This is a genomic window from Pseudidiomarina aestuarii (assembly GCF_003987355.1).
GTDB classification, from domain to species: Bacteria; Pseudomonadota; Gammaproteobacteria; order Enterobacterales; family Alteromonadaceae; genus Pseudidiomarina; species Pseudidiomarina aestuarii.
Genome location: NZ_PIPR01000004.1, coordinates 56,595 through 81,912 on the forward strand (window position 1 = coordinate 56,595; position 25,318 = coordinate 81,912).

7 protein-coding genes are annotated in these 25,318 nt (G+C 50.4%); 2 read left to right on the forward strand and 5 right to left on the reverse strand.

The genetic code is table 11. The features are described 5' to 3' along the window. The first annotated feature begins 45 nt into the window (after positions 1-45). Positions 46-357, forward strand: a complete 312-nt coding sequence (gene metJ / locus CWE22_RS11255; protein WP_169931588.1) for a met regulon transcriptional regulator MetJ — start codon at positions 46-48, stop codon at positions 355-357. A 181-nt stretch (positions 358-538) separates the two neighbouring features. Here the strand turns inward: metJ and argH are convergent, their stop codons facing one another. The 5 genes from argH to argC are packed head-to-tail and all read right to left on the reverse strand — an operon-like array spanning position 539 to position 6,360. Further along, positions 539-2,380 carry an argininosuccinate lyase gene (argH, locus tag CWE22_RS11260; RefSeq protein WP_169931589.1) on the reverse strand — a complete coding sequence of 614 codons (1,842 nt, stop codon included), beginning with the start codon at positions 2,378-2,380 and terminating at the stop codon, positions 539-541. Next, the gene (locus CWE22_RS11265; protein WP_169931590.1) at positions 2,377-3,606 is read right to left on the reverse strand and encodes an argininosuccinate synthase; all 1,230 of its coding nucleotides are present in this window, start codon (positions 3,604-3,606) and stop codon (positions 2,377-2,379) included. Before CWE22_RS11265 ends, argH begins: the two co-directional genes overlap by 4 nt. Next, positions 3,603-4,517, reverse strand: a complete 915-nt coding sequence (argF, locus tag CWE22_RS11270) for an ornithine carbamoyltransferase (protein ID WP_169931591.1) — start codon at positions 4,515-4,517, stop codon at positions 3,603-3,605. The genes CWE22_RS11265 and argF overlap by 4 nt, the downstream gene beginning before the upstream one ends. 47 nt (positions 4,518-4,564) lie before the next feature. Further along, positions 4,565-5,335, reverse strand: a complete 771-nt coding sequence (gene argB / locus CWE22_RS11275; RefSeq protein WP_169931592.1) for an acetylglutamate kinase — start codon at positions 5,333-5,335, stop codon at positions 4,565-4,567. Beyond that, positions 5,332-6,360: an N-acetyl-gamma-glutamyl-phosphate reductase gene (gene argC, locus CWE22_RS11280; protein ID WP_244596068.1), complete on the reverse strand. Its 1,029-nt coding sequence runs from the start codon at positions 6,358-6,360 to the stop codon at positions 5,332-5,334. Before argC ends, argB begins: the two co-directional genes overlap by 4 nt. 238 nt (positions 6,361-6,598) lie before the next feature. Between argC and CWE22_RS11285 the strand changes: the two genes are divergently transcribed. Continuing rightward, the gene (locus CWE22_RS11285) at positions 6,599-25,264 is read left to right on the forward strand and encodes an InlB B-repeat-containing protein (protein ID WP_169931594.1); all 18,666 of its coding nucleotides are present in this window, start codon (positions 6,599-6,601) and stop codon (positions 25,262-25,264) included. Positions 25,265-25,318 lie beyond the last annotated feature (54 nt).

Sequence of the window (25,318 nt, forward strand, 5' to 3'; positions counted from 1 at the left end):
CAGTACAATTCAATACAAAGCTTGGGGTTATGCGACGAGGTGAGCATGAAGTGGGACGGCGAATACATTTATCCATACGTGGAACACGGTCATAAAAGTGAACACGTCAAAAAAATAACGGTATCGATTCCAACGCGAGTCCTGAAAGTTCTGACGGACGAACGAACTCGTCGTCAAATCAAAAACCTCCGCCACGCCACCAACAGCGAACTACTGTGCGAAGCCTTTTTACATGCTTTTACGGGCCAACCGCTACCTACTGACGACGATCTTCGCAAAGACAATCCCAACAAAATTCCAGCTGAAGTGCGCTCCGAACTGGAGCGCCGCGGCCTCCCCATCCCCGACGAAGACTAGCCCCGCTCCGGGCGCGAGGCCGGTTGTTGCTCCGCTCCGGCTTAAATCGTGTTCGCTTACCAAGGGACGCCGCGAACCCATCCATGGGGGCTTGCGTCGCGCATCCATGCGCGACACACCTAACCTACAGTTAATAGTGAACTGTGAATAGATAATCGAGAGTTACTAGCTAATAGCGTTACTAGAGTAAGTACTCCAATGCGATTTCATCGCAGGCGTGTTTCTTCGGACAGATCTCGCAATCCTTCATGACTTTCTCCGGCAGCTTTTCTTTGACGGTCAGCTTGAAGTTGAGCTTGCCGAAGAACTCTGGAACGCGCGTGAGAACGATGGTGCGAGTGATGCCCAGTTCACGAGCTTTCCAAAGCAGGAAGGCGACGAGCTCGGCGCCAAGTCCTTTACCTTGAGCGACGGGAAAGAGGCCTAGCGAGCGGATTTCGGCAAGGCCAGTGCTGTACACATAAAGTGCAGCGCAGCCAACAATTTCGTCGTTGAGCTCGGCAATAGCGAAAGTCTGGATGGCTTGCATGATGTCGGCTTTGCTACGTGGCAAGTTCTCACCCTGTTCGGCCCAGTAAGCGATCAGTTCGCAGATTTTATCGACATCGCTCAGGCGGGCTTGACGCACGTGTTTGCTCGCAGCTTCGGCGGCATGGAGCCAATCGCTGGCGTGTTTGATGGCTAGGCGGACGGCACTGGGCGCGGTACCACCGAGGGCGCGGCGCTGATTCAATCCGTAGCGAATGTCGAGGATTGGGTAGACATCATCCTCGATTAAGTCGCTAATGGTCTTAAACTGCTCAACTGATAATTGCTCGAGTGCGACCCCGTGTTGCTGTGCGAGTTGCACGGCGCTTCCGGTCAAATGGTGGGCATCTCGAAAGGGTACGCCTTTGCTCACTAGATAATCGGCAAGCTCGGTGGCGTTGCTGTAACCGAGAGCTGCTTGAAGCTCAGCATGCTCAACGTTAACGCGCACATGCGGAATAGCAAAGGTGCACATTTGTAGGCATTGCAAGTAAGTATGCAGCGCTGCAAATAGGCCTTCTTTGTCCTCTTGCATGTCTTTGTTATACGCGAGCGGCAAGCCTTTTAATGTGGTTTGTAACGCAACTTGATGGCCGATAACACGACCTGCTTTGCCACGCAGTAGCTCGAACAAATCGGGGTTTTTCTTCTGTGGCATCAATGAGGAGCCACTGCTAATTTTGTCGCTCATGCTGAAGCAGCCTGACTCACCCGAGCAATAGAAGATGGCATCCTCAGCCAAGCGTGAGAGGTGTATCATGCCGATACTGGCAGTGTTCAAGAGATCCAGTGCAAAGTCACGGTCGGATACACCATCGAGACTATTTTCATTAGCCTGACGGAAACCAAGCTCCTGCGCGAGTAAACTACGATCAATAGGGGCTGTGGTGCCGGCAAGTGCTCCACTACCCAGCGGACAAAAGTCCATGCGTTTGAGGCCATCTTTAAGGCGTGAAACATCGCGCTGCAACATTTGCACGTAAGCCATGGCCCAGTGACCAGCCACAATAGGCTGTGCTCGTTGCAGATGCGTATAGCCCGGCAACAGTGCATCGCTGTATTGCTCCGCAAAGTTCAGCAATGCTTGAATGAGGACTAAGTTGGTACTCACGAGCTGTTGCGCAAACTGCTTGCAGAACAATCGCAAGTCGGTTGCAACTAAATCATTGCGACTCCGACCCGTGTGCAGCTTTTTCGCAGTACTACCGATACGATTAATAAGCTCGGCTTCCACCCAGCTGTGAATATCTTCGGCATCGGTTTGTAAAGGCAACTGCGGGTCTTTTGTCACCGCTTTGACGAGGTCTTGCAGTGCCGTTTGTAACTGCTCATTTTCATCGGCAGTCAACAATTCTGCAGCATGGAGTGCTTGCGCCCAGGCCTGTGAAGCCTGCAAATCAAAGGGTGCTAGCACATAGTCAAAGGCTAGTGAGTCATTAAATTGTTTGAACTCAGCGGCACTCGGCTCACTGAAACGTCCACCCCACAAACTCATGATGATTGATCCCCATCTTCGGCTTGGCCATGTAGCGCCCGTATACGCGATGCCAGGCTATAGAGACGAATAAAGCCTTCGGCATGCTTTTGATTATAGACTTCGTCTTCATCAAAGGTAGCAAACGCATTGGAATACAGGCTATTTGGACTCTGCCGTTGAGTCACGGTCACGTTGCCTTTGTAGAGCTTCACGACAACGTCGCCAGTTAATGGCTCGGCGATAGTTTCGGCAGCGGCTAATAGTGCGTGGCGCAGTGGAGTAAACCAGCGGCCGTCATACATGAGTTGAGCGAATTCATTGCCCAAACGAATACGGTAATCGAGCACGCTGCGGTCAAGAACTAGCGACTCCAATCCGAGCAACGCGGCACGCAGAACAGCTCCTGCAGGAGTTTCATAACAGCCACGTGACTTCATACCCACTAAACGGTTTTCGACCATATCGAGACGACCTACACCGTGCGCTCCAGCAACACTATTTAAGTGCAGAATAGCGTCAACGGCACTATATGCCTGACCGTCAATATGTGAGAGTTCGCCCTGGTTGAAAGACAACTGTATATATTGCGGTTTGTCGGGTGCTTGTTCCGGCGCAGCGGTCCAGGTCCAGACTTGCTCGCTCGGCTCACACCACGGATCTTCGAGCTCGCCACCTTCGGTTGAGATGTGCCAGAGGTTGGCGTCACGACTATAGATTTTGGTCGCCGACGCACTACATGGGATATTCCGTTCCGCTAAATATGCCAGCAACTGTGGACGAGAGCGCATCGACCACTCACGCCACGGTGCAATGACTTTGAGTTCAGGTGCTAAGGCGGCAAAGGCCGACTCGAAGCGAACTTGGTCGTTGCCTTTACCAGTGCAGCCGTGGCACAGCGCATCAGCGCCCACTTGTTTAGCAATAGCGACCTGAGCTTCGGCAATAATAGGTCGTGCTAAAGCTGTACCGAGCAAGTACTGACCTTCATAGATGGCGCCAGTTTTGAGCGTTGGATAGATGACCTCGCGAGCAAACTTTTCTTTCAAATCCACTACATGACAGCTACTCGCTCCGGACGCGATAGCTTTGGCCTCCACGCCTTCTAGTTCCTCATCACCTTGGCCAACATCCGCCACAAAAGCGACCACTTCGCAGTCATAATTTTCTTTCAGCCAAGGCACAATAGCGGAGGTATCCAAGCCGCCCGAGTAGGCTAAAACAACTTTGTTAACACTAGAATTCATGTGGCAGATCCTTCAAATAAAGTCACTAATATGGCGTTTTGTGCATGTAAACGGTTCTCGGCTTGCTGCAGAACCAGTGATTGCTCGCTATCGATCACCTCGGCAGTCACTTCACGACCCCGGTACGCAGGCAAGCAATGCATAAAGAATTTTGCGCGCAAACGTTTCATTAAATCCGAGTTGACCTGATAAGGTGCAAAGTCGTGCATGACTTGGTTGTTATCTCGGTTTTGTCCCATCGAAAACCATGTATCTGTATAAATAGCATCGGTTTCTTTCAATTGCGTTAAATCATGCGTCACTGTAATCGTCGCACCGGTGCTGGCACCGAGCTTTTGTGCCTCTGTAATGCGTTGCGCATCAGGCGCATAGCCTTCCGGAGTCACAATTTGCAGTGACAACCCGGTTAATGCAGCGCCAGCAATTAAGGCATGACAAACGTTGTTGCCATCGCCCATCCAAGTCAGGTGCGTTTGCTTCAAATCACCGCACTGTTCTTGCAATGTGAGTAAGTCCGCGAGAGCTTGGCAGGGATGGCATTCGTCGCTTAATGCATTAATCACTGGTTTAGGCGAAGCCTTGGCCAACTCGGACAAGGTCGTTTGTTGATAGACCCGCGCAACAATAGCGTCATGCCACAGCGCCAAATTCGCGCCAACATCGCTGGCCGGCTCGCGTTCACCCATAAGGCCCGCAGCTTCAAGATAAATACTATGGCCGCCAAGGCGATTAATACCAGCGGCAAAGCTGGCGCGCGTGCGTAATGAGGGCTTTTCAAACAAGAGCGCAATACTTTTGCCGTGCAGAACTTGGCTCCACGCTGCTGGACGTTGTTTGATGGTATGGCTGAGTTGCAGTAATGCGTCAGCTTGTTGCGCGGTTAAATCGCGCAGTTGCAATAAATCATGCATGTATTCGATTCACTTCTATTGGTTTATTCAAGAGTTAATGAGTGGCATTAGTCGATGCGAATGCGGGTTCCGGCTGCTTCACCCTTTGCCAATCGGGTTAGCGCTGTGGCATCTTGCCAGCCGGCCACCGCGATGCTTCGTCGCGAGGCTTTAGCTGCGGCTAGCGCCGCATTGAGTTTGACCACCATACCGTCACGAATGGTGCCATCGGCCAATAAGGCTTCGGCTTGATCGGCGCGAATGGTGTCGATGAGTTGTCCTTGTTGGTCAAGAATTCCGGGGACGTCGGTCAGTAAAATCAGATCGGCATGCAGCAATTGTGCGACGGCTGCGGCTGCTAGATCAGCGTTTACATTGAGGCGTTGACCTTCGACGCTGACACCGATGGAACTGATGACCGGAACGAAGTTCTGGTCGAGCAATAATTGCAATAGGGTGGCATCGTTCGGCTCGGGGTTGCCAACAGCACCAAGCTCGCTATTGATCGAACAACGAATGGAGTGACCAGCAAATAGCGTGAGGCCGACGGTATTTAATCCAAGCTTCTGCCCTACCGCGCACAAAGCAGAGTTCACATCGCCCGCAAGCACACCTGCCACTATCGGCATGTGGCTTTCCAAAGTAACGCGCTGACCAGCTACTTTGGCACTCTGAAAACCCAGCTGTTCGAGCTGCTTTTGAACCTGATCGCCGCCACCATGAACCACGACGAGCGTGCGAATCGCCGCTAGACGAACCAATATGGTGAGCACATGCTCAAGCGCTGTCGCATCTTGCAATGCACGTCCACCAAGTTTGATAACCAGAGGCGTTGTCATACCACCCCCGAAGACTGCATCAGTCCAGTTTCGGTGCAGAGCCCAAAATATTGATTAGCAAGTTGAACCGCTTGAGATGCCGCGCCTTTGAGCAGATTATCAATGGCAACACAGATAACAATGTGATGGTTCTGTACTTGCCAATACACATCGGCAAATGGCGTGCGATCGATGTGAGCCTGCGCTGGGGGCTGCTTCGCTATGCGGATAAGCGGCTGTGAGTCGTAAGCTGCTAGAAACGCTGACTCGACGTCTTGAATCGAAGCATCGTCGGCAAGTTGTGCATAGATAGTCGCGACAATACCGCGTTTGAAATTACCCAGATGGGGAACAAACACGACATCACGTTCCACAAATTGGCTAATTTCTGGTTGATGACGATGCGTAGTGACGCCATAGGCTTGCAAACTAACCTCAGCAAATTGCGTGGTCAGATTAGCCTTCCGTCCAGCTCCAGAAACGCCACTTACTGCACTAATAAATGGTGTGCAGTCTTTTCGTAACAGTTTCGTGATCGGCTTCAAACCAAGTCCAGCTGCGGTTGGATAACAACCGGCTACTGCGACCAGAGGTTCGGTACCTTTTAGCTGAGTAAATTCGGCTATGCCGTATGGAACGGAGTGAGTATCCGCAAGTTCTCGCGTGAACCCATAAGTTGCTTGGTGCAGAGTTTCATCGCGCAGCCTAAACGCGCCTGATAAATCAAACACGGTAATACCTTGCTCAATCAACTGCGGGGCAATTTCTGCGCTGGCCTCATGCGGGAGCGCTAAAAAAGCCACTCGAACCTGCTGACCAAGGGTAACCAACAGATCCGAGTGCCAAGGTTGCAGAACTAAATCTAACCGACCCTGTAACTGTGGATATAGAGTTGCGGCTGACTCTGCTGTGCGCGCGCTGGATGTAAAAGCGTGAACAAGGTGAAAGTGCGGATGCTGTTGGAGTAGCCACACCAATTCAATGCCGGTATAGCCACTGGCTCCGAACACTGCGCATGGAATTGTCTGTGGGTTGCTACTGGTCACCACGTCACCTTATCAATCAATATGAGTGGATTTTAATGAATATAAATTCAATAAACAAGCATAAATATTGTATTTTAGCGCATCATTAATGATAATTGGCATATGCAGCAACACTTCTATTAACAATTAATATATATTGTCATATACAGCATAACTTTAGGTATAACGTTGACGGGTCAATTTCTCACCGATATCTTTACTCGGTATTTACAATGTATAGCAAAAAAGATCCTGAAATGTGCTGAAAACAATAATAAAAACAACAGCTGCTCTCGCACTTGTTGGTTCCACCGTTCACGTAAGCGCCGATCCATTCCCACCGAACTGGGATAATGGCTCGGGCGCTGCTGTGCATTTCAGTCCTGTGGCATGGCCGGATGAGCCAGCCAATCCACAAAGTTGCGGTGATAATTGTGGTGATTGGAAACCTTATACTCGTTTCCAAAACAGCATGAACGATCTACGAAACAAGGATCCTTCCAATGGCGGCACGTCTCCGCAGTCTTATGTTAACGTCTCGTCGTCCTGTTCAGATGGTGATTTACCGAGTATTTATTACTACCTTCACCAAGGTCCGACTCCTGAACAAGACGTCGTTATGTTTCGTTGGCGTGTCGAGTCTGCACCGAATACTTATGCAACAGGACCCAATACTGGAAGTTACGGATCGAGCGATCCTTGGTCATCTGCGCTTTGGAGCGTCCTGTTTGATGTAGATGGAACCGGCTACACCTCACTAGCTGCACATTTAGATGGCTCGTCTGGCTCTCCAAGCACGTCCATCGACAAGTTGGTTGGTATCTGGAGTAAGAACAACAACCACAGCCTAGATTATGTGAATGACCCAAGCGTCATCGAACTCGCCCACAACCCTACAGCCTTTGTAGGGCCAACCGGCAAGGTCATGAACTTTAACGGAAACAATACTCCGAGCGAGTCTTGGCCAAATGGCTCAGGCGAGACCGAATGGGACTACGGTTCTACTCGCGCCAAGTTAGTTAGTACCAGTTCGTGTAATGAGTACTTTGTGGATTACCAAATTCCGGTATCAATGTTAGATGCATCGGCTGAAGGTGGTCCAAAAATCACTCGCGAAACCCCAATCGCGATGCTGTTTTGTACTGCAAATAGTCTGAATAACCCATTCCAAAAGGATTGCGCAATTAGCAATAACTGGACTGCAAATAGCGCGAAACCAGCACCTTTCGGTGACTATATCTCGTTTAACCAAGAAGAATCTTACTCTCAACCGATTATAAAAAGTCTCAATGCAGATGCACCGCTCACCTGTCCCGGAAGCTTCGAGCTTGAAGCTATTGTTCAAGACGCATTAGCACTGCAGAACGGCGAAGTCGTACCATCGGTTAAAGGTGTAGATTTTTATTATTGGTATGATCAAAATTCGAACGGTGAAGCCGATGAACCTGATGGTGAGTGGGTAAAGGTTCCACAGTCAGCAGCGCTAGCTGAAGGCAGTCAGAACTTATGGGAGGCGAGTTGGGATTCAACATCGCTCCCGAAAGGTCGGTACTTAATTGGCGCGCAAGCGGTCGATGACAATAGCGTCGTCGATACAGGCATGACTCCGTCCGGTGTCGATAACCGAACTTTTTCGTATCTAACGGGTGATGCTGCAAACAAAATCTATATTGATGGTTCGTGGGTCACTGGACAACAAGCCGTTTTTCCTCACCATTCGCCTGGTATTACGCCAAGTGCATCTGAGAATTGGTATGCCAACCCCGCCGTCAGTGAACAACAAATTTTCTTAATAAGTACAGCTATCAACGCTTGTGGTGTGTCACCCGCAATAGAGTATAGCACCTCGAAAAGTGAACTCGCTGCAGGCGAAAGTACAGATTTCACCGTCACAATTACCAATCCCCCGACCAATATCTCGGTCGACCTTGATGATATTGTGGTCGAATTACCGCCAGGCTTCACCTATACCGCAGCATCATCAGTCGGAACCGGCGGTCTACCATCTACTGAGCCGACTGTTGTCGGTAATCAACTCACTTGGGCAAATACTTCGTCGTTGGCTGCTGGCACAACGGCTACCCTTGACTTCAGTGCTTCAGCGACATCAACGGCTGGACAGTACAACTCGAGCGTATCAACCGTGTCCAGCTTTGGACTGCTGGAAAGTGAGCCTGTCGCACTGAATGTGGATGGTGTGCGCCTCTCATTAGACATATTGCCGAGTTCGTACTCTATTGTGGCGAATGGCTCGTCACAGCTGACCTACACCATTCAGTACAGCAATGACTCTTCATTGGTTTTGCAAGATCCGACGCTTGAATTTGTATTGCCTGCAGGTGTCACCTATGTAAGTTGTTCAGGCGGTGATGCCTGCTCGGAAAGTTCCAATACAGTTACGTTCGGTTTACCAGACTTGGGTAGTTATGACTCGGGTTCAGTCATTGTCGTGATTACCGTTCCTGAGTTGTGGACAAGCTCATCACTAAATGTAACAGCGGAACTCGCGGCTATTGCGCCGGATACGTCAGAGGTTACGAAGTCAGCTTCACGAAAAGTGTCGGTATCGGGCTACCAGATTGCGGGTGAGCCGGATATGCGGGTCACTAAGACCGCCAACGCGGTCACCGTGACTCCGGGTAGCACAGTGACCTACACGTTGGCGTATGAGAACGTTGGGACGGCTGCAGCTGAAAACGTCGTCATCACGGACACGTTGCCAATTGGTGTGACTTACGTAAGTTCCTCTTCCAGTGGGGTATTTAGTAGTGGAGATGTGACGTGGTCCATTGGTACGGTCAATGCTGGAGCAACGGGGTTTGTGACACTTACTGTGAGCGCTCCTGATCCTTATGTTGGCGCAAACCCATTCGTCAATAGCGCGTCAATAGATTGGACGAACGCGGCGGCTCCAGTTAGCTCTAATTCAAGTTTTGTCGGCGTTACAGGGAATACCTGTAATACCTATCACTATACCGGCACTAAATTTAACGCGAATCCGGGCAATGTTTATATTGCTGAAGCACTTGCCGCTGCCCCAAATGGGACCGTTACAGAGATTCCGATAACAGTTGGTGGCACGGATACTGAAATCGCATCATATGTGCAAGATCCCGCCGCAGTTACTTCGTTAGAGATTAACGGGACTATTGATTCAAATATGTCTATTCAGCGACCGAGTGGCGGTGGTGTTATCGTTACTGTGAAAGCCTATTTATACACGACATCGCGCGGTGCTGAGTTGGCGAGCGGAACAGTGACTCGCCAAGGAAGTGACTCTTCAGATGTAACCGTACCGCTAACATTTGCTAGCGGTGCTTTCACGATACCCAAAGATGCACGCATCGAATTTGTCTATTTGGCTCGTTCTAGTAATGCTAATCAAACGCGCGATGTAACGCTGCAGTTTGGCGGTCTAGTAGCGAGTGTACCAACCAACTCGAATGCGGTCATCTGTACACAAAATCCAGCTTCACTTATTATTTCCGCAGCCGTCGAGCCCGATGAAATCGAGGCCGGTTCAACAGAAACACTGACTTATTCGATCGATTATGCGAATACCGGTAATGATCCCGCTGCCAATGCCATTGTCTCGGCTAGTTTGCCGGTCGGCATGACGGCTTGCGAAGCGTCAACTGATGGAACCACTTGGTCTGCATGTTCAGGCGCAACCTCACACCAATTTGCGACGATTGCAACGGTAGGCTCGGGTGCAAGCGGAACCCTATACCTGAGAGGTTCTGCACCATCAGGGTCAGCGGAGAATGATACGCTCGATTTCACCGCCTCAATTGTGAGTGATGACACGCCTTCGATTGGAACAACTGCTCAAACTTCAGTGATTGCAGCTGGCGGTGGCGGCGGGGAAACACCGAATCCAGAGCTATCACTCAGCATTGCAGCTAGCTCGACATTTATTGTTCCAGTAGAGACTGTCAATTACACGATTAAAGCTGTGAATACAGGGAATACTACATTAGAAAATGTGGTGGTGACCTCTACATTACCAGTCGCAGATTATTTTGATTATGTCAGTTGTACAGGCTGTTCCGTTAGCGGGAATGAGCTGTCTTGGACTATCGCTTTAATAGCAGCGGGTACCGATCAAGATCTGACCTTTAGCGCTGAGCTGAATGGTACTAATTTGCCGGCGGGCATTTCATTATTGAGCCATACCGCAGACGCTACTGCCGATGGCAGTATCACAGCGGCGGCGAACACGATTCAACTTAGCGTTAGCGGCAATCCATCTTTGGTAGCAGACTTCACTGCTACCCCGAGCACTGGTCTAGAGCCCGGCGACACAGTCAACTATTCGCTGGTTATTGAGAATGACGGAAATGCGACCGCTACCGATGTGCGAGCTACGATTCCATTAGCAAATTACCTGTCATTGGCGAGCGATTTGACCGTATCAGGCGGTACCGCTTTGATCGACTATGCCAATAATCGAATCATAGTTACCGCAAGCTCTTTGGAACCTGCTGCAACAATTAATTTGAGCTATTCAGCCACCATCGGCGAGATTCCGGCTGGAACGACCACGATTACCAGCAATACAAAAATTAGTGCCGCGAATGCCGGTCAGCAAACAGCTACTAACAGTGTGACCGCAAGTGCAGCACCCATTTTGGGTGTCGATATTGCGCTCGATGGATCTTCCGCAGTGCCAGCGGCGATTGTAAAGTCGACAACCACAGGAACTGTTATCAACGTTGACCGCACCGTTCATTTCTTAATTGGCCAATACGTGAAGTTCACCGGTTCAGGAGAAATTCGTCGAATTGTTGCGCTCAATAGTAATTCAATCACCTTAAATAGCTCGGTGACGGTTACAGCCGATGAAGAGATTTATGGTGCTGTTACGGCGGATGTGAATTATCGCAATACGGGAAATACATTAGCTACGAGTGCAGAGCTGGTTGTTGATTTACCCGTAGGGTTAACCTTCTATTCTGCCTCGCCTGCGGCAACCTCTGATCCTGGAGTAAATAATACCGGTTCAATTACTTGGGCATTGGGTACTTTAGAGGCAGATGAAGGCGGAACCGCTCAGCTAATTCTCTTCTCATCTGGCGCCTCTGGAGCACAAACCGTAGACGTAACCTTAAGTGAAGTGGCCGCTACTGATGCGACCGATCAAGCAACTATAGCGTTTGGTGGTATCACAGTAGAAAAAACTTCAACAGGTAGTCCAATTTTTGCTGGGGATGAAATTGCTTACCAAATTACTCTATCAAACAGTTTAGGTAGCGCCGTTGGATCTGTCGCGGTAGTTGATACTTTAGCATCAGGATTTTCCTATAAAGCAGGCTCGGCAACAATTGATGGCGTTGCTAGTGAGCCTTCTTTCGATGGCAGCGATACCAGTTTCAATGTCCCTTCCTGGTCTGGGCTAACGGTTCCAGCTGCGGATAGCTTGGTCATTGCATTTACAGTTGAGGTATCGAGTGATGTCGGTGCTGGAACTTATCAGAACTTAATTCAAACAACTGTGCCGTCAAGTGTCGGTTTAACAGACTTCGATGGACTCACAAAAACCACTGAAGATGTCAGCGTAGTAGGAGCTGATCAGGGTTCAATTAGCGGATTTGTTTATAAACGTAACGGCACGGCATCATCGTTTGATGCAGAAACGGATACGTTGTTATCCAGCGTAAAAATGGAAATTTATCAGGACGGTGCAGACTGTTCGAATGTGTATGCGACCGACTGTCGAATCACCTACACCGACGATAACGGCGAGTATCAGATAACCGTTCCAACAGGTGAATGGTTTGTCCGAGCGGTGCCAGGAACGGGTGACTTAAATAATTCGTGGAACCTAGTCTTCGGTACGAATGACCAGCCGATTTCTGTTGCCGCTGGCGGAAGTTATACCGATACCAAGGGATACGACGAAGAAGTTATCACTTACACCGTTACCTTTAATGATCATCTGAATCAGTTTATTGCTGACGATACAGTGAATCATGGAGACGCTGCGACAGCACCAACTCCACCGGCGCGAGTGGGATATACCTTTGCGGGTTGGGACACCGATTTCTCTGCGGTAACTAGTGATCTGACCGTAACTGCGACGTACACGCTCAATACTTATACGGTTACATTCGATGTTGGTGCGGGTGAGCGAACGGGTGGCGGTGCGTTAGTTCAAACGATTGACCACGGCTCAGATGCTACGGCACCCACGGTGAACGCTCCAGCAGGCTCTACTTTTTCAGGATGGGACGTTGGGTTTACCAATGTGACTTCTGACCTTACTGTGACGGCTCAGTATGCGGTAATTCAGTACACGGTTCGATTCCTTGATTGGGATGGTACGGTACTTAAATCAGAAACCGTGAATTGGGGTGGCGCTGCAACTGCGCCAGGTTCTCCGTCGCGCACCGGTTACGCTTTTACTGGATGGAACCCCTCCGATTATTCCTCAATTACTGAAAATACAGATATCACCGCGCAGTATTCAATTAATCAATACACGGTCGCTTTCGAAGACTTTGATGGCTCAGCGCTAGGTACAGATACCGTTGATTACAATACCGCAGCCACCGCTCCTTCGGCTCCATCACGTACCGGTTACACCTTCACGGGCTGGGATACCTCGTTTACCAACGTGACGTCTAATATCACCGTCACGGCTGAGTACTCGATTAAACAATATACCGTGACGTTCAACCTGAACGGTGGTACACGCACCGGTGGCGGTGAGCTGACGCAGACTGTCAATCATGGCTCGGCGGCGACTGCACCGGTCTTTGATGAGCCTGCGGGCGAGACCTTTACTGGTTGGAGCACGACGTTCACGAACGTGACTTCAGATCTGACGGTGAACGCACTTTACGACGATGTGACGCTGACCGTTCGCTTCCTGGATCACGATGCTGAAGTTCTGAAGACTGAATCGGTCGTTTATGGAAGCGGAGCCACAGCTCCGACTGATCCATCACGAACTGGCTACACATTCAGCGGCTGGTCGCCTGCAGATTACAGCAATATCACCACCGATACGGACGTCACCGCACAGTATTCAATTAACCAATACACGGTCACTTTCGAAGACTTCGATGGTAGCGAACTGGGTACTGATACCGTGGATTACGACTCCGCGGCAACGGCTCCAGCTGATCCAACGCGCATCGGTTATACCTTTACCGGTTGGGATGTCACATTCACCAATGTGACGGCCGACATTACCGTCACGGCTGAGTACTCGATTAAACAATATACCGTGACGTTCAACCTGAACGGTGGTACACGCACGGGTGGCGGTGAGCTGACGCAGACTGTCAATCATGGCTCGGCGGCGACTGCACCGGTCTTTGATGAGCCTTCAGGCGAGACCTTTACTGGTTGGAGCACGACGTTCACGAACGTGACTTCAGATCTGACGGTGAACGCACTTTACGACGATGTGACGCTGACCGTTCGCTTCCTGGATCACGATGCTGAAGTTCTGAAGACTGAATCGGTTACTTATGGTTCGGGCGCAACCGCTCCAGCCGATCCGACGCGCACTGGCTATACCTTCGCGGGTTGGTCGCCTTCAGATTATTCGAATATCACCACCGATACGGATATCACCGCGCAGTATTCGATCAATGAATACACAGTGACCTTCGTCGATCACGACGCAACTGAGCTCAAAGTCGAGACGGTTGAGCATGGTAGTGATGCGACAGCACCTGCAGATCCAACACGAACCGGTTACACCTTCACGGGTTGGGATACCGCATTCACCAATGTGACTGCTGATATCACGGTCACAGCCGAATATGATGTTAACGAATACACCGTGACGTTTAACCTCAATGGTGGAACACGCACCGGTGGTGGTGAGCTGACTCAGACCGTCAATCATGGCGCTGCTGCTACGGCACCAGTCTTTGATGAGCCTGCGGGCGAGACCTTTACCGGTTGGAGTGCGACGTTCACGAACGTTACTTCAGATCTGACGGTGAACGCACTTTACGACGATGTGACGCTGACCGTTCGCTTCCTAGATCATGATGCTGAAGTTCTGAAGACTGAATCGGTTACTTATGGTTCGGGTGCAACCGCTCCAGCCGATCCGACGCGTACTGGATACACCTTCACCGGTTGGTCACCTGCGGATTACTCGAATATCACGAGCGATACCGATGTCACCGCGCAGTACGATATCAATCAATACACGGTCACCTTCGAAGATTACAATGGTACTGAGTTAGGAACCGATACGGTTGATTACAATACCGCGGCGACGGCGCCGGCCGATCCAACACGGACCGGTTACACCTTCACTGGTTGGGATACCTCGTTTACCAATGTAACTGGGGATATCACAGTCACGGCTGAGTACGAGATCAATACCTATACGGTTACGTTCAACTTAAACGGTGGCACGCGCACCGGTGGCGGTGAGCTGACGCAGACGGTGAATCATGGCGCTGCTGCTACGGCACCAGTCTTTGATGAGCCTGCGGGCGAGACCTTTACCGGTTGGAGTGCGACGTTCACGAACGTTACTTCAGATCTGACGGTGAACGCACTTTACGACGATGTGACGCTGACCGTTCGCTTCCTAGATCATGATGCTGAAGTTCTGAAGACTGAATCGGTTACTTATGGTTCGGGTGCAACCGCTCCAGCCGATCCGACGCGTACTGGATACACCTTCACCGGTTGGTCGCCTGCAGATTACTCGAATATCACCACCGATACGGATATCACCGCGCAGTACGATATTAATCAATACACGGTTACTTTCGAAGATTACGACGGTACTGAGCTAGGCACCGATACCGTCGATTACAATACCGCAGCTACGGCTCCTGCGGATCCAACACGGACCGGTTATACCTTTACGGGTTGGGATGTCACCTTTACAGCAGTCACATCAGATATCACGGTCACAGCCGAATACGATATCAATCAGTATACAGTTACCTTCGAAGACTTTGATGGCTCTGAGTTAGGAACGGATACGGTTGATTACAATACTGCGGCGACAGCACCAGCAGATCCAACGCGTACCGGTTACACCTTCACGGGCTGGGATACGTCGTTCACAAATGTAACTGGCGACATCACCGTCACCGCTGAGTATGAAATCAACACTTATTCTGTGACATTTAACTTAAATGGTGGCACGCGCACTGGTGGTGGTGATCTCACGCAAACTGTGAATCATGGCGCTGCTGCTACGGCTCCAGATTTTGATGAGCCAGCGGGCGAAACCTTCACGGGTTGGAGTACCACGTTCGATAACGTGACGTCCGACCTTACGGTGAACGCACTTTACGACGATGTCACGCTGACTGTCCGTTTCCTGGATCACGATGCTGAAGTTCTGAAGACTGAGTCGGTCACCTATGGTTCGGGCGTAACCGCTCCGGCGGATCCGACGCGCACTGGCTACACCTTCACGGGTTGGTCGCCGTCAGATTATTCGAATATCACCACCGATACGGATGTCACCGCACAGTACGATATCAATCAGTACACCGTCACGTTTGAAGACTTTGATGGCAGCGAACTGGGCACGGATACCGTCGATTACAATACTGCGGCGACGGCGCCTGCTGATCCAACACGGACGGGATACACCTTTACCGGTTGGGACGTCACCTTCACTGCAGTCACATCAAATATCACCGTCACGGCTGAGTATGAGATCAACACTTATACCGTGACGTTTAACTTAAATGGCGGCACGCGCACCGGTGGCGGTGAGCTGACGCAGACCGTCAATCATGGCGCTGCTGCTACGGCACCGGTCTTTGATGAGCCAGCCGGCGAGACCTTCACGGGTTGGAGTACCACGTTCGATAACGTGACATCTGACTTAACCGTCAATGCTCAATATGACGATGTGACGCTGACGGTTCGCTTCCTCGACCACGACGGCGATGTTCTGAAAACAGAGACGGTGACTTACGGTACGGGCGCGACAGCTCCAGCCGATCCAACTCGCACAGGTTACACGTTCACGGGTTGGTCGCCTGGAGATTATTCGAATATCACCACGGATACCGATGTCACAGCGCAGTATTCGATCAATCAGTATACGGTCACGTTTGAAGACTTTGATGGCTCGGAGTTAGGAACGGATACGGTTGATTACAATACTGCGGCGATAGCACCGGCCGATCCCACACGTACCGGTTATACCTTTACGGGCTGGGATACCGCATTCACCAATGTGACTGCTGATATCACAGTGACTGCCGAGTACGAGATCAACACATATACCGTGACGTTCAATCTGAACGGTGGCACGCGTACCGGGGGTGGTGAGCTGATACAAACGGTGAATCATGGCTCGGCGGCAACCGCACCAGTCTTTGATGGGCCTGCGGGCGAGACCTTTACCGGTTGGAGCACGACGTTTGATAACGTCACGTCAGACTTAACCGTCAATGCCCAATATGATGATGTCATGCTGACTGTCCGTTTCCTGGGTCACGATGCTGAAGTTCTGAAGACTGAATCGGTTACTTATGGTTCGGGCGCAACCGCTCCAGCCGATCCGACGCGCACTGGCTATACCTTCACAGGCTGGTCGCCATCAGACTACAGCAATATCACGACCGATACGGACGTCACCGCTCAGTACGATATCAATCAGTACACCGTCACGTTTGAAGACTTTGATGGCAGCGAACTCGGTACGGATACCGTCGATTACAATACCGCGGCGACAGCACCGGCAGATCCAACACGTACTGGCTACACCTTTACGGGCTGGGATACGTCGTTCACAAATGTAACTGGCGACATCACCGTCACCGCTGAGTATGAAATCAACACCTATACCGTGACGTTTAACTTGAATGGTGGCACACGCACTGGTGGTGGTGATCTCACGCAGACTGTGAATCATGGCTCGGCGGCAACCTCACCAGTCTTTGATGAGCCTGCGGGCGAGACTTTTACTGGTTGGAGCACGACGTTTAATAACGTGACGTCAGATTTAACCGTCAATGCGCTTTACGATGATGTGACGTTAACCATTCGCTTCTTGGACTACGATGGCGACGTCTTGAAAACAGAAACGGTGACTTACGGCAGCGGCGCAACCGCTCCGGCCGATCCAATTCGGACCGGTTATACCTTCACCGATTGGTCGCCGGCAGATTACAGCAACATCACAACGGATACCGATGTCACTGCGCAGTATTCAATCAATCAATACACGGTCACCTTCGAAGATTACGATGGTACTGAGCTAGGTACCGATACCGTGGATTACAATACCGCAGCCACGGCTCCGGCAGATCCAACACGGACCGGTTATACCTTCACGGGCTGGGATATCTCATTCACGAATGTGACGGCCGATATCACAGTCACGGCTGAGTACGAGATCAATACCTATACGGTTACGTTCAACTTAAACGGTGGCACGCGAACCGGTGGTGGTGAGCTCACTCAAACCGTGAATCATGGCTCGGCGGCGACTGCACCGGTCTTTGATGAGCCAGCGGGCGAGACGTTTACTAGTTGGAGCACCACGTTCGATAACGTGACTTCCGACCTTACGGTGAATGCACTTTATGACGATGTAACGCTGACAGTTCGCTTCCTGGATCACGATGCAGAAGTTCTGAAGACTGAATCGGTTACTTATGGTTCGGGCGCAACAGCTCCAGCCGATCCGACGCGCACTGGCTATACCTTCACAGGCTGGTCGCCGGCAGATTATTCGAATATCACCACCGATACGGACGTGACGGCACAGTACTCAATTAACCAATATACGGTCACTTTCGAAGATTTCGATAGCAGCGAACTGGGCACCGATACCGTCGATTACAATACCGCGGCGACGGCGCCTGCAGATCCGACACGTACCGGTTACACTTTCACGGGTTGGGATACGTCGTTCACCAATGTAACTGCGGATATCACGGTCACCGCTGAATACGATATCAACACTTATACCGTGACGTTCAACTTAAATGGAGGCACGCGCACAGGTGGTGGTGATCTCACACAGACCGTCAATCATGGCTCTGCTGCGACTGCGCCTACTTTCGATGAGCCAGCGGGCGAGACATTTACCGGTTGGAACACAACATTTGATAACGTCACTTCCGATCTGACCGTCAATGCGCTTTATGATGATGTAACGCTGACCGTTCGCTTTCTCGACCATGATGCTGAGGTATTGAAGACCGAGTCGGTGACTTACGGCAGCGGCGCTACAGCTCCTGCTGATCCATCACGCACAGGTTACACCTTCACCGGCTGGTCACCTGCGGACTTCAGCAACATCACCACCGCGACTGATGTTACAGCGCAGTATGAAATCAACGAATATACAGTGACCTTTGTCGACCATGATGCGACTGAACTGAAAGTCGAAACGGTCGAGCATAGCAGTGATGCAACAGCGCCAGCGGATCCAACGCGTACCGGTTACACATTCACTGGCTGGGATACGTCGTTCACGAATGTAACTGGCGACATCACCGTGACGGCTGAGTATGAGATCAACACTTATACCGTGACGTTTAACTTAAATGGTGGCACGCGCACGGGTGGTGGTGATCTCGCGCAGACCGTGAATCATGGCTCAGCGGCAACAGCACCGACATTCGATGAGCCAGCGGGCGAGACGTTTACTGGTTGGAGTACCACGTTCGATAACGTGACCTCAGATTTAACCGTCAACGCCCTTTATGACGACGTGACCAATACGGTCCGCTTCCTCGACTATGATGGCGGCGTCCTGAAAACAGAGACGGTGACGTTCGGCAGTGGTGCCACAGCTCCCGCCGATCCGACTCGCACAGGCTACACGTTCACTGGCTGGACGCCAGCGGATTACAGCAACATCACCACCGATACGGATGTCACTGCGCAGTACGATATTAACCAGTACACGGTGACCTTCGAAGATTACGATGGTGGCGAATTAGCTACTGATACTGTGGATTACAACACGGCGGCGACAGCTCCGGCAGATCCAACACGTACCGGCTACACCTTCACCGGTTGGGATGTCACCTTTACGGCAGTCACATCAGATATCACCGTCACCGCCGAATATGAGATCAATACCTACAAGGTCACGTTCAACCTAAATGGTGGCACGCGCACTGGTGGTGGTGATCTCACGCAAACCGTCAATCATGGTTCAGCGGCAATAGCACCAACATTCGATGAGCCTGCGGGTGAGACGTTTACGGCCTGGTCGGTCGCGTTTGATAACGTGACCTCAGACTTAACGGTGAATGCGCTTTATGACGAAGTAACGAATACCGTTCGCTTCCTCGACCACGACGGTGACGTGCTGAAGACAGAGACGGTGACGTTCGGTAGTGGCGCGACAGCTCCAACGGATCCAACGCGCACGGGCTACACATTCACTGGTTGGTCACCTGCGGATTACTCGAATATCACTAGCGATACGGATGTCACCGCGCAGTATGAAATCAACGAATATACGGTGACCTTTGTCGACCATGATGCGACTGAACTGAAAGTCGAAACGGTCGAGCATAGCAGTGATGCAACAGCGCCAACGGATCCAACTCGCACCGGTTACACCTTTATCGGCTGGGATACCACATTCACCAATGTGACTGCGGATCTCACAGTCACAGCTGAATACGACATCAACGAATACACCGTGACGTTTAACTTGAACGGTGGCACGCGCACCGGTGGTGGCGAGCTGACGCAGACTGTCAACCATGGCGCTGCTGCTACCGTACCGGTCTTTGATGAGCCTGCGGGCGAGACCTTCACAGGTTGGAGCACCACGTTTGATAATGTGACATCCAATCTCATAGTCGATGCCCTCTATGACGACATCACGAATACAGTGCGCTTCTTGGACCATGATGGAAACGTCCTGAAGACCGAGACGGTGATTTACGGAACCGGCGCAACCGCTCCAGCAGATCCAACTCGCACGGGTTACACCTTCACCGGTTGGTCACCAGCAGACTTTAGCAACATCACAACTGCGACCGATGTTACAGCGCAGTATGAAATCAATGACTATACGGTGACGTTTGTCGACCACGACGCAACTGAGCTCAAAGTCGAAACGGTTGCGCATGGTAGTGACGCGACAGCACCAGCAGATCCGACGCGTACCGGTTATACCTTCACTGGTTGGGATGCGACATTCACTAGTGTGACTGCGGACCTCACAGTCACAGCTGAATACGATATCAACGAATACACCGTGACGTTTAACCTGAATGGTGGCACGCGCACCGGTGGTGGCGAGCTGACACAGACTATCGAGCATGGCTCAGGTGCAACAGCTCCAGAGTTCGAAGTTCCGGAAGGTAAAACATTCTCTGGATGGAGCATTGAATTCTCAAACATCACAGGCGATGTGACGATTGAGGCACAGTATGACGATATCAGATTAACCGTTCGGTTCCTCGATCACGACGAAGCGGTATTGAAGACAGAGACAGTTCTGTACGGGACGGCAGCAACAGCTCCAGCAAGCCCGGAACGAAACGGTTATGCATTCACTGGCTGGTCACCCGCTGATTTTAGTAATATCACCACGGATACCGATGTCAGTGCTCAGTACAGTATTAACAGTTATACCGTCACGTTCGAAGATCACGATGGTACTGAACTCAAGGTCGAAACGGTTGAACATGGCAGTGGTGCGTCAGCCCCAGAAGAACCAACTCGTGAAGGGTATACCTTTACTGGCTGGTCAGTTGAATATTCAGAGATAACCGCTGATATCACGATTGTTGCTCAATACGAGATCAACACCTATACCGTCACGTTCAACTTGAATGGTGGCGAGCGTACCGGTGGTGGCGAGCTGGTTCAGACGGTTGAATATAGTGCGGATGCTGTTGCGCCAGAATTCGATTCTCCTGAGGGTAAAGTATTCACTGAATGGAGTCTGGATTTCACTAATGTCACTGCAGATATCACTGTTGACGCGCAATACGATGATATTCAGTTGACGGTGCGCTTCCTTGACCATGACGAAACCGTATTGAAAACTGAGACCGTCACTTATGGAGCAGCGGCAACAGCACCGTCTGAACCAGAGCGCGAAGGCTACACCTTCACCGGATGGTCACCAACAGACTTTAGTAACATCACCGAAGATATGGATGTGATTGCCCAATATGAGATCAATTCCTATACCGTGACGTTCGTTAGTCATGAGGGTGACGTGGTTGCAACAGAGCAGGTTGAATATGGTGGTTCTGCCACAGAACCTGACTACGGCGCTCACGCAAGTCACACCTTTACCGGATGGGATACTACCTTCGATGTGATTACCGAAGACATTGAGGTGGTTGCTCAGTGCGAGACCGTTAATCTCACAGTAACCTTCGAGTTAAATGGTGGCGAGCGCAGTGGTGGTGGTGAATTGGTTCAATCGGTTGCTTACGGCAATGCAGCAATTGCGCCGGACGTTGAAGCGCCTGAAGGCTGGAAGCATACTGGCTGGAATGTCGAATTTAATAATGTCACCGAAGACTTGACCGTCACCGCGACCTATCGCTTTATTCCGGTGGGTCAAGACCTAGTTGTTCAAACGGACCAAGATATTGCCCTCGACATCGTTCCGAGCGTAATGGGCGAAGATGGTTATGAATTATCACTGGAAGTGATTTCGGCAACATCCAATGGTCGAGTCACCGTTGATGGATTGACTTTCAATTATCAGCCAAATCTCGATTATGTTGGTCCGGATAGTTTCACCTACACCGTGACAGATAGCGAATTAACCTCGCGCGTCTACACGGTTCAAATTGAAGTGATACCAGTCGATGCTGGACCTATTGCAGAAGATGATGAATACACGGTCACTCGAACTCCTAACGATGTCTATGAATTTGACGTCATGGAGAATGACTCAGATCCGAGCGGTAGTCCGCTTATTATTTCTCATGCGACAGCCTCATTGGGTACGGTCACCATAGAAAATGGCGAGGGCGAACAAGGAATTATTCAAAATGGTCAGGTCATTGGTTATGCAACCTACAACAATGATTATCTCCGTTTCCAAGCAGTTGAGGGTTACGTAGGCACTATTGATCTAGGCTACGGCATCAAGAATGACCGTGATCAAGGTGATACCGCGCAAGTTCGTTTGACTATCGAAGGTAATCCAGATGACGACTTACCGGTTATCGTGGTTCCTGAAGATAAAACCATTGATGCGACGGCACTTTTTACTCGAGTAAACTTGGGTAATGCATCTGCCACCGATAGACTCGGTCGGCCGGTACCAGTGTCACTGGTCGATGGCGAGTCCATGTTCCCGCCTGGCAGCAATTTAGCGTACTGGCGTGCAGAGGATTATGACGGTAATGTCAGTTATGCAAGTCAAGGTGTACGGGTTAATCCACTGATTTCAATCAGTAAAGATCAGTTGGTCATACCGGGTGACGAAGTAACGATTACTGCCTATCTAAATGGTGATCATCATGACTATCCAGTTGTCATTCCATTCACATTAAGCGGAACTGCGGAAGAGTGGCATCACAGCTTACGTGAAGGTGAGTTTGTTATTGAGTCTGGTCGTCAGGCGAGTATTACCTTTGAAGTTTACAGAGGTGAGCCACTGACAGAAGACCTCACGCTCAACATCCAGTTGGATGAGACGATGAACTTAGGTCCAAATGGTAGCTCAACGATTCTGATTACCGACCGGAATATAGCGCCAGAAGTTGACCTAGCAGTGGTGCAAAGTGGTGAACGGCGTCCAGTTCTTGCTCGCGACGAAGGACAAGTAACCGTCACTGCATTCCCGAGTGATCAGAATAAGCAAGACCGACTGAGCCTCGATTGGGAAGTTCCATTTGAAGCTGAATTTGCAGTGACCAATGACAGCTTTACGTTCGATGCTGAAGCAATTGAGGTAGGAATTTATACGGTTGCGGTTACTGTCACGGACGACGGTGACCCTTCACTCTCCAGTCGTGAATTTATCTACATAGATGTTCGTGATTCTCTACCACTGCTTGGTGACGGTGATGCCAACGGCAACTTACTGCCGGATTCCGTAGATGGTTGGGGTGATGACAATAACAATGGTATTCCGAATTATCTGGATCCATTCGGTGTTTGTGATGTCATTCCTGAGCGTTTGAACGAAGGTGAATTGTACGCAATAGAGGCTGAGCCGAGCTTGTGTATTCGCAAGGGTCCAATTGCGATGGAAGTAGCGATGGGCGCGTTGCAGGTCTTTATGGACGACACTGATGGTGAGAATGTCGTCGCTGCCATGGCAATGGTTCGCGAATTAGCTGACGGATTAGTCCCTGAAGACGAGTTCTACGATAATGTCGGCGGTATCTTCGATGCGATGATTACCGAATTACAAACGCCAGGGCAGACATTGCGCCTTGCTATTCCACAGCGGCAACCAATTCCAGCCGGTGCAGTTTATCGTTGGTTATCGCCCGTAAACGGTTGGCAAACATTCAGTGTCACTGAGACTAATGCGCTGTTTAGTACTGCCGGCGAGCCAGGTTTCTGTCCTCCTCCAGGTAGTGAGTTGTGGCAACCAGGGCTGACTGAAGGACACCATTGTGTACAAGTTCAAATGGCTGATGGTAGCGCCGAAGATGCTGATTTGTTGGCGAATCGAGTTGCGTTGTTAGTCGGTGGTGTAGCTGTCGAGAAGACCCAGAATAACCCGCCAATTGCTCAGAACGATTCGGTAGAGATGCCTTGGAATAGCTCGATTCAAATCGAGCCGCTCAGTAATGATAGCGATGACGACGGGGATACATTACGAATCACTTCAGCATCAGCACCGGTTGGCGAAGTATCGATCCTTACGGATTCGGAACTTGAATACACTGCGCCAGAAAACTATGCAGGTGAAGTTGAAATCGATTACAGCATTTCAGATGGAAACGGCGGTGTAGCAAGCGCAGTGGTTGTTGTGAAGATTGTTGCGAACCAAGCTCCTATAGCCGTTGATGACAGTGCATCGACCGATGACCGCACCGCTATTAAAGTGAATATTTTGCGTAACGATAGCGATCCAGATGGAGATGCTCTAACCTTAGAAAGCATTACAGCAAACTATGGTTCGGTTGAGATTAATGAAGATCAAACAATTACTTATACACCACGATTGAAGTTTGCTGGTGAAGATATACTGAGCTATACCATAAACGATGGTCGCGGTGGCACCGCCACAGCGGAAGTGAGAATAACAATCAAGGTAGTGGAGACAATTGTGGTGACCAATACAAGTTCGAAAGGCGGTTCTATGAGTGCTTGGATTATCGCGGTAATGGTTCTATTTGGAGCTGTCCGTACCGGTTTAGTGAGAGCGCGGCAGTTGAGTTTAATTGGCTTTGCAGCTTTGTTGAGTTTACCGGCAATGGCGCATCAACATGGTGATCATCAGCAAGCAAATCACCATGAGCAAAATCCATGGCAGGTTCGAGTACAGTTTGGCCAAGCAGAAGCAGGTGGCAGTGACGGTGACTTTATCAGTCAATTACCAGCCAACGCGACGCTGGTGGATAGTGATTATAGTGACACCTCCATGGGGATTGCTATCGGTTACTCGTTTACAGAACGATTTGCAGCTGAGTTAGGCTATGTTGATCTTGGTGAAGCTTATGCAACCTATCAAGCAACTACAACTAATCCTGAACAAGTCTATCAGCAGTTGGTTGGCTTGCAGCCGATCCTTGCGAGTGGGGTCACGCTCGGAGCGAGCTATGCACTTATTGACACTGAAAAGTGGATTCTGAGTGTGAATGGTGGCTTGTTTGTTTGGGAGTCCGATTTAGAAAGTCAGTCGGCCACACAAGTTTTCCGGAGCTCAGAAGACGGTTCGGATCTGTATTTTGGTCTTGCGGCTGGACTCAAACTGAACAAACATTGGACGCTTGGTGTGGGTTACCGTAGTTATCAATTAGACGAGTCTATTAACGATTTACACGCGACGCTGAGCTATCGATTCTAAGTATTCGAGCAAAATGAAAAGGCGCCTTTGAGGCGCCTTTTTTGTGCATGCTTG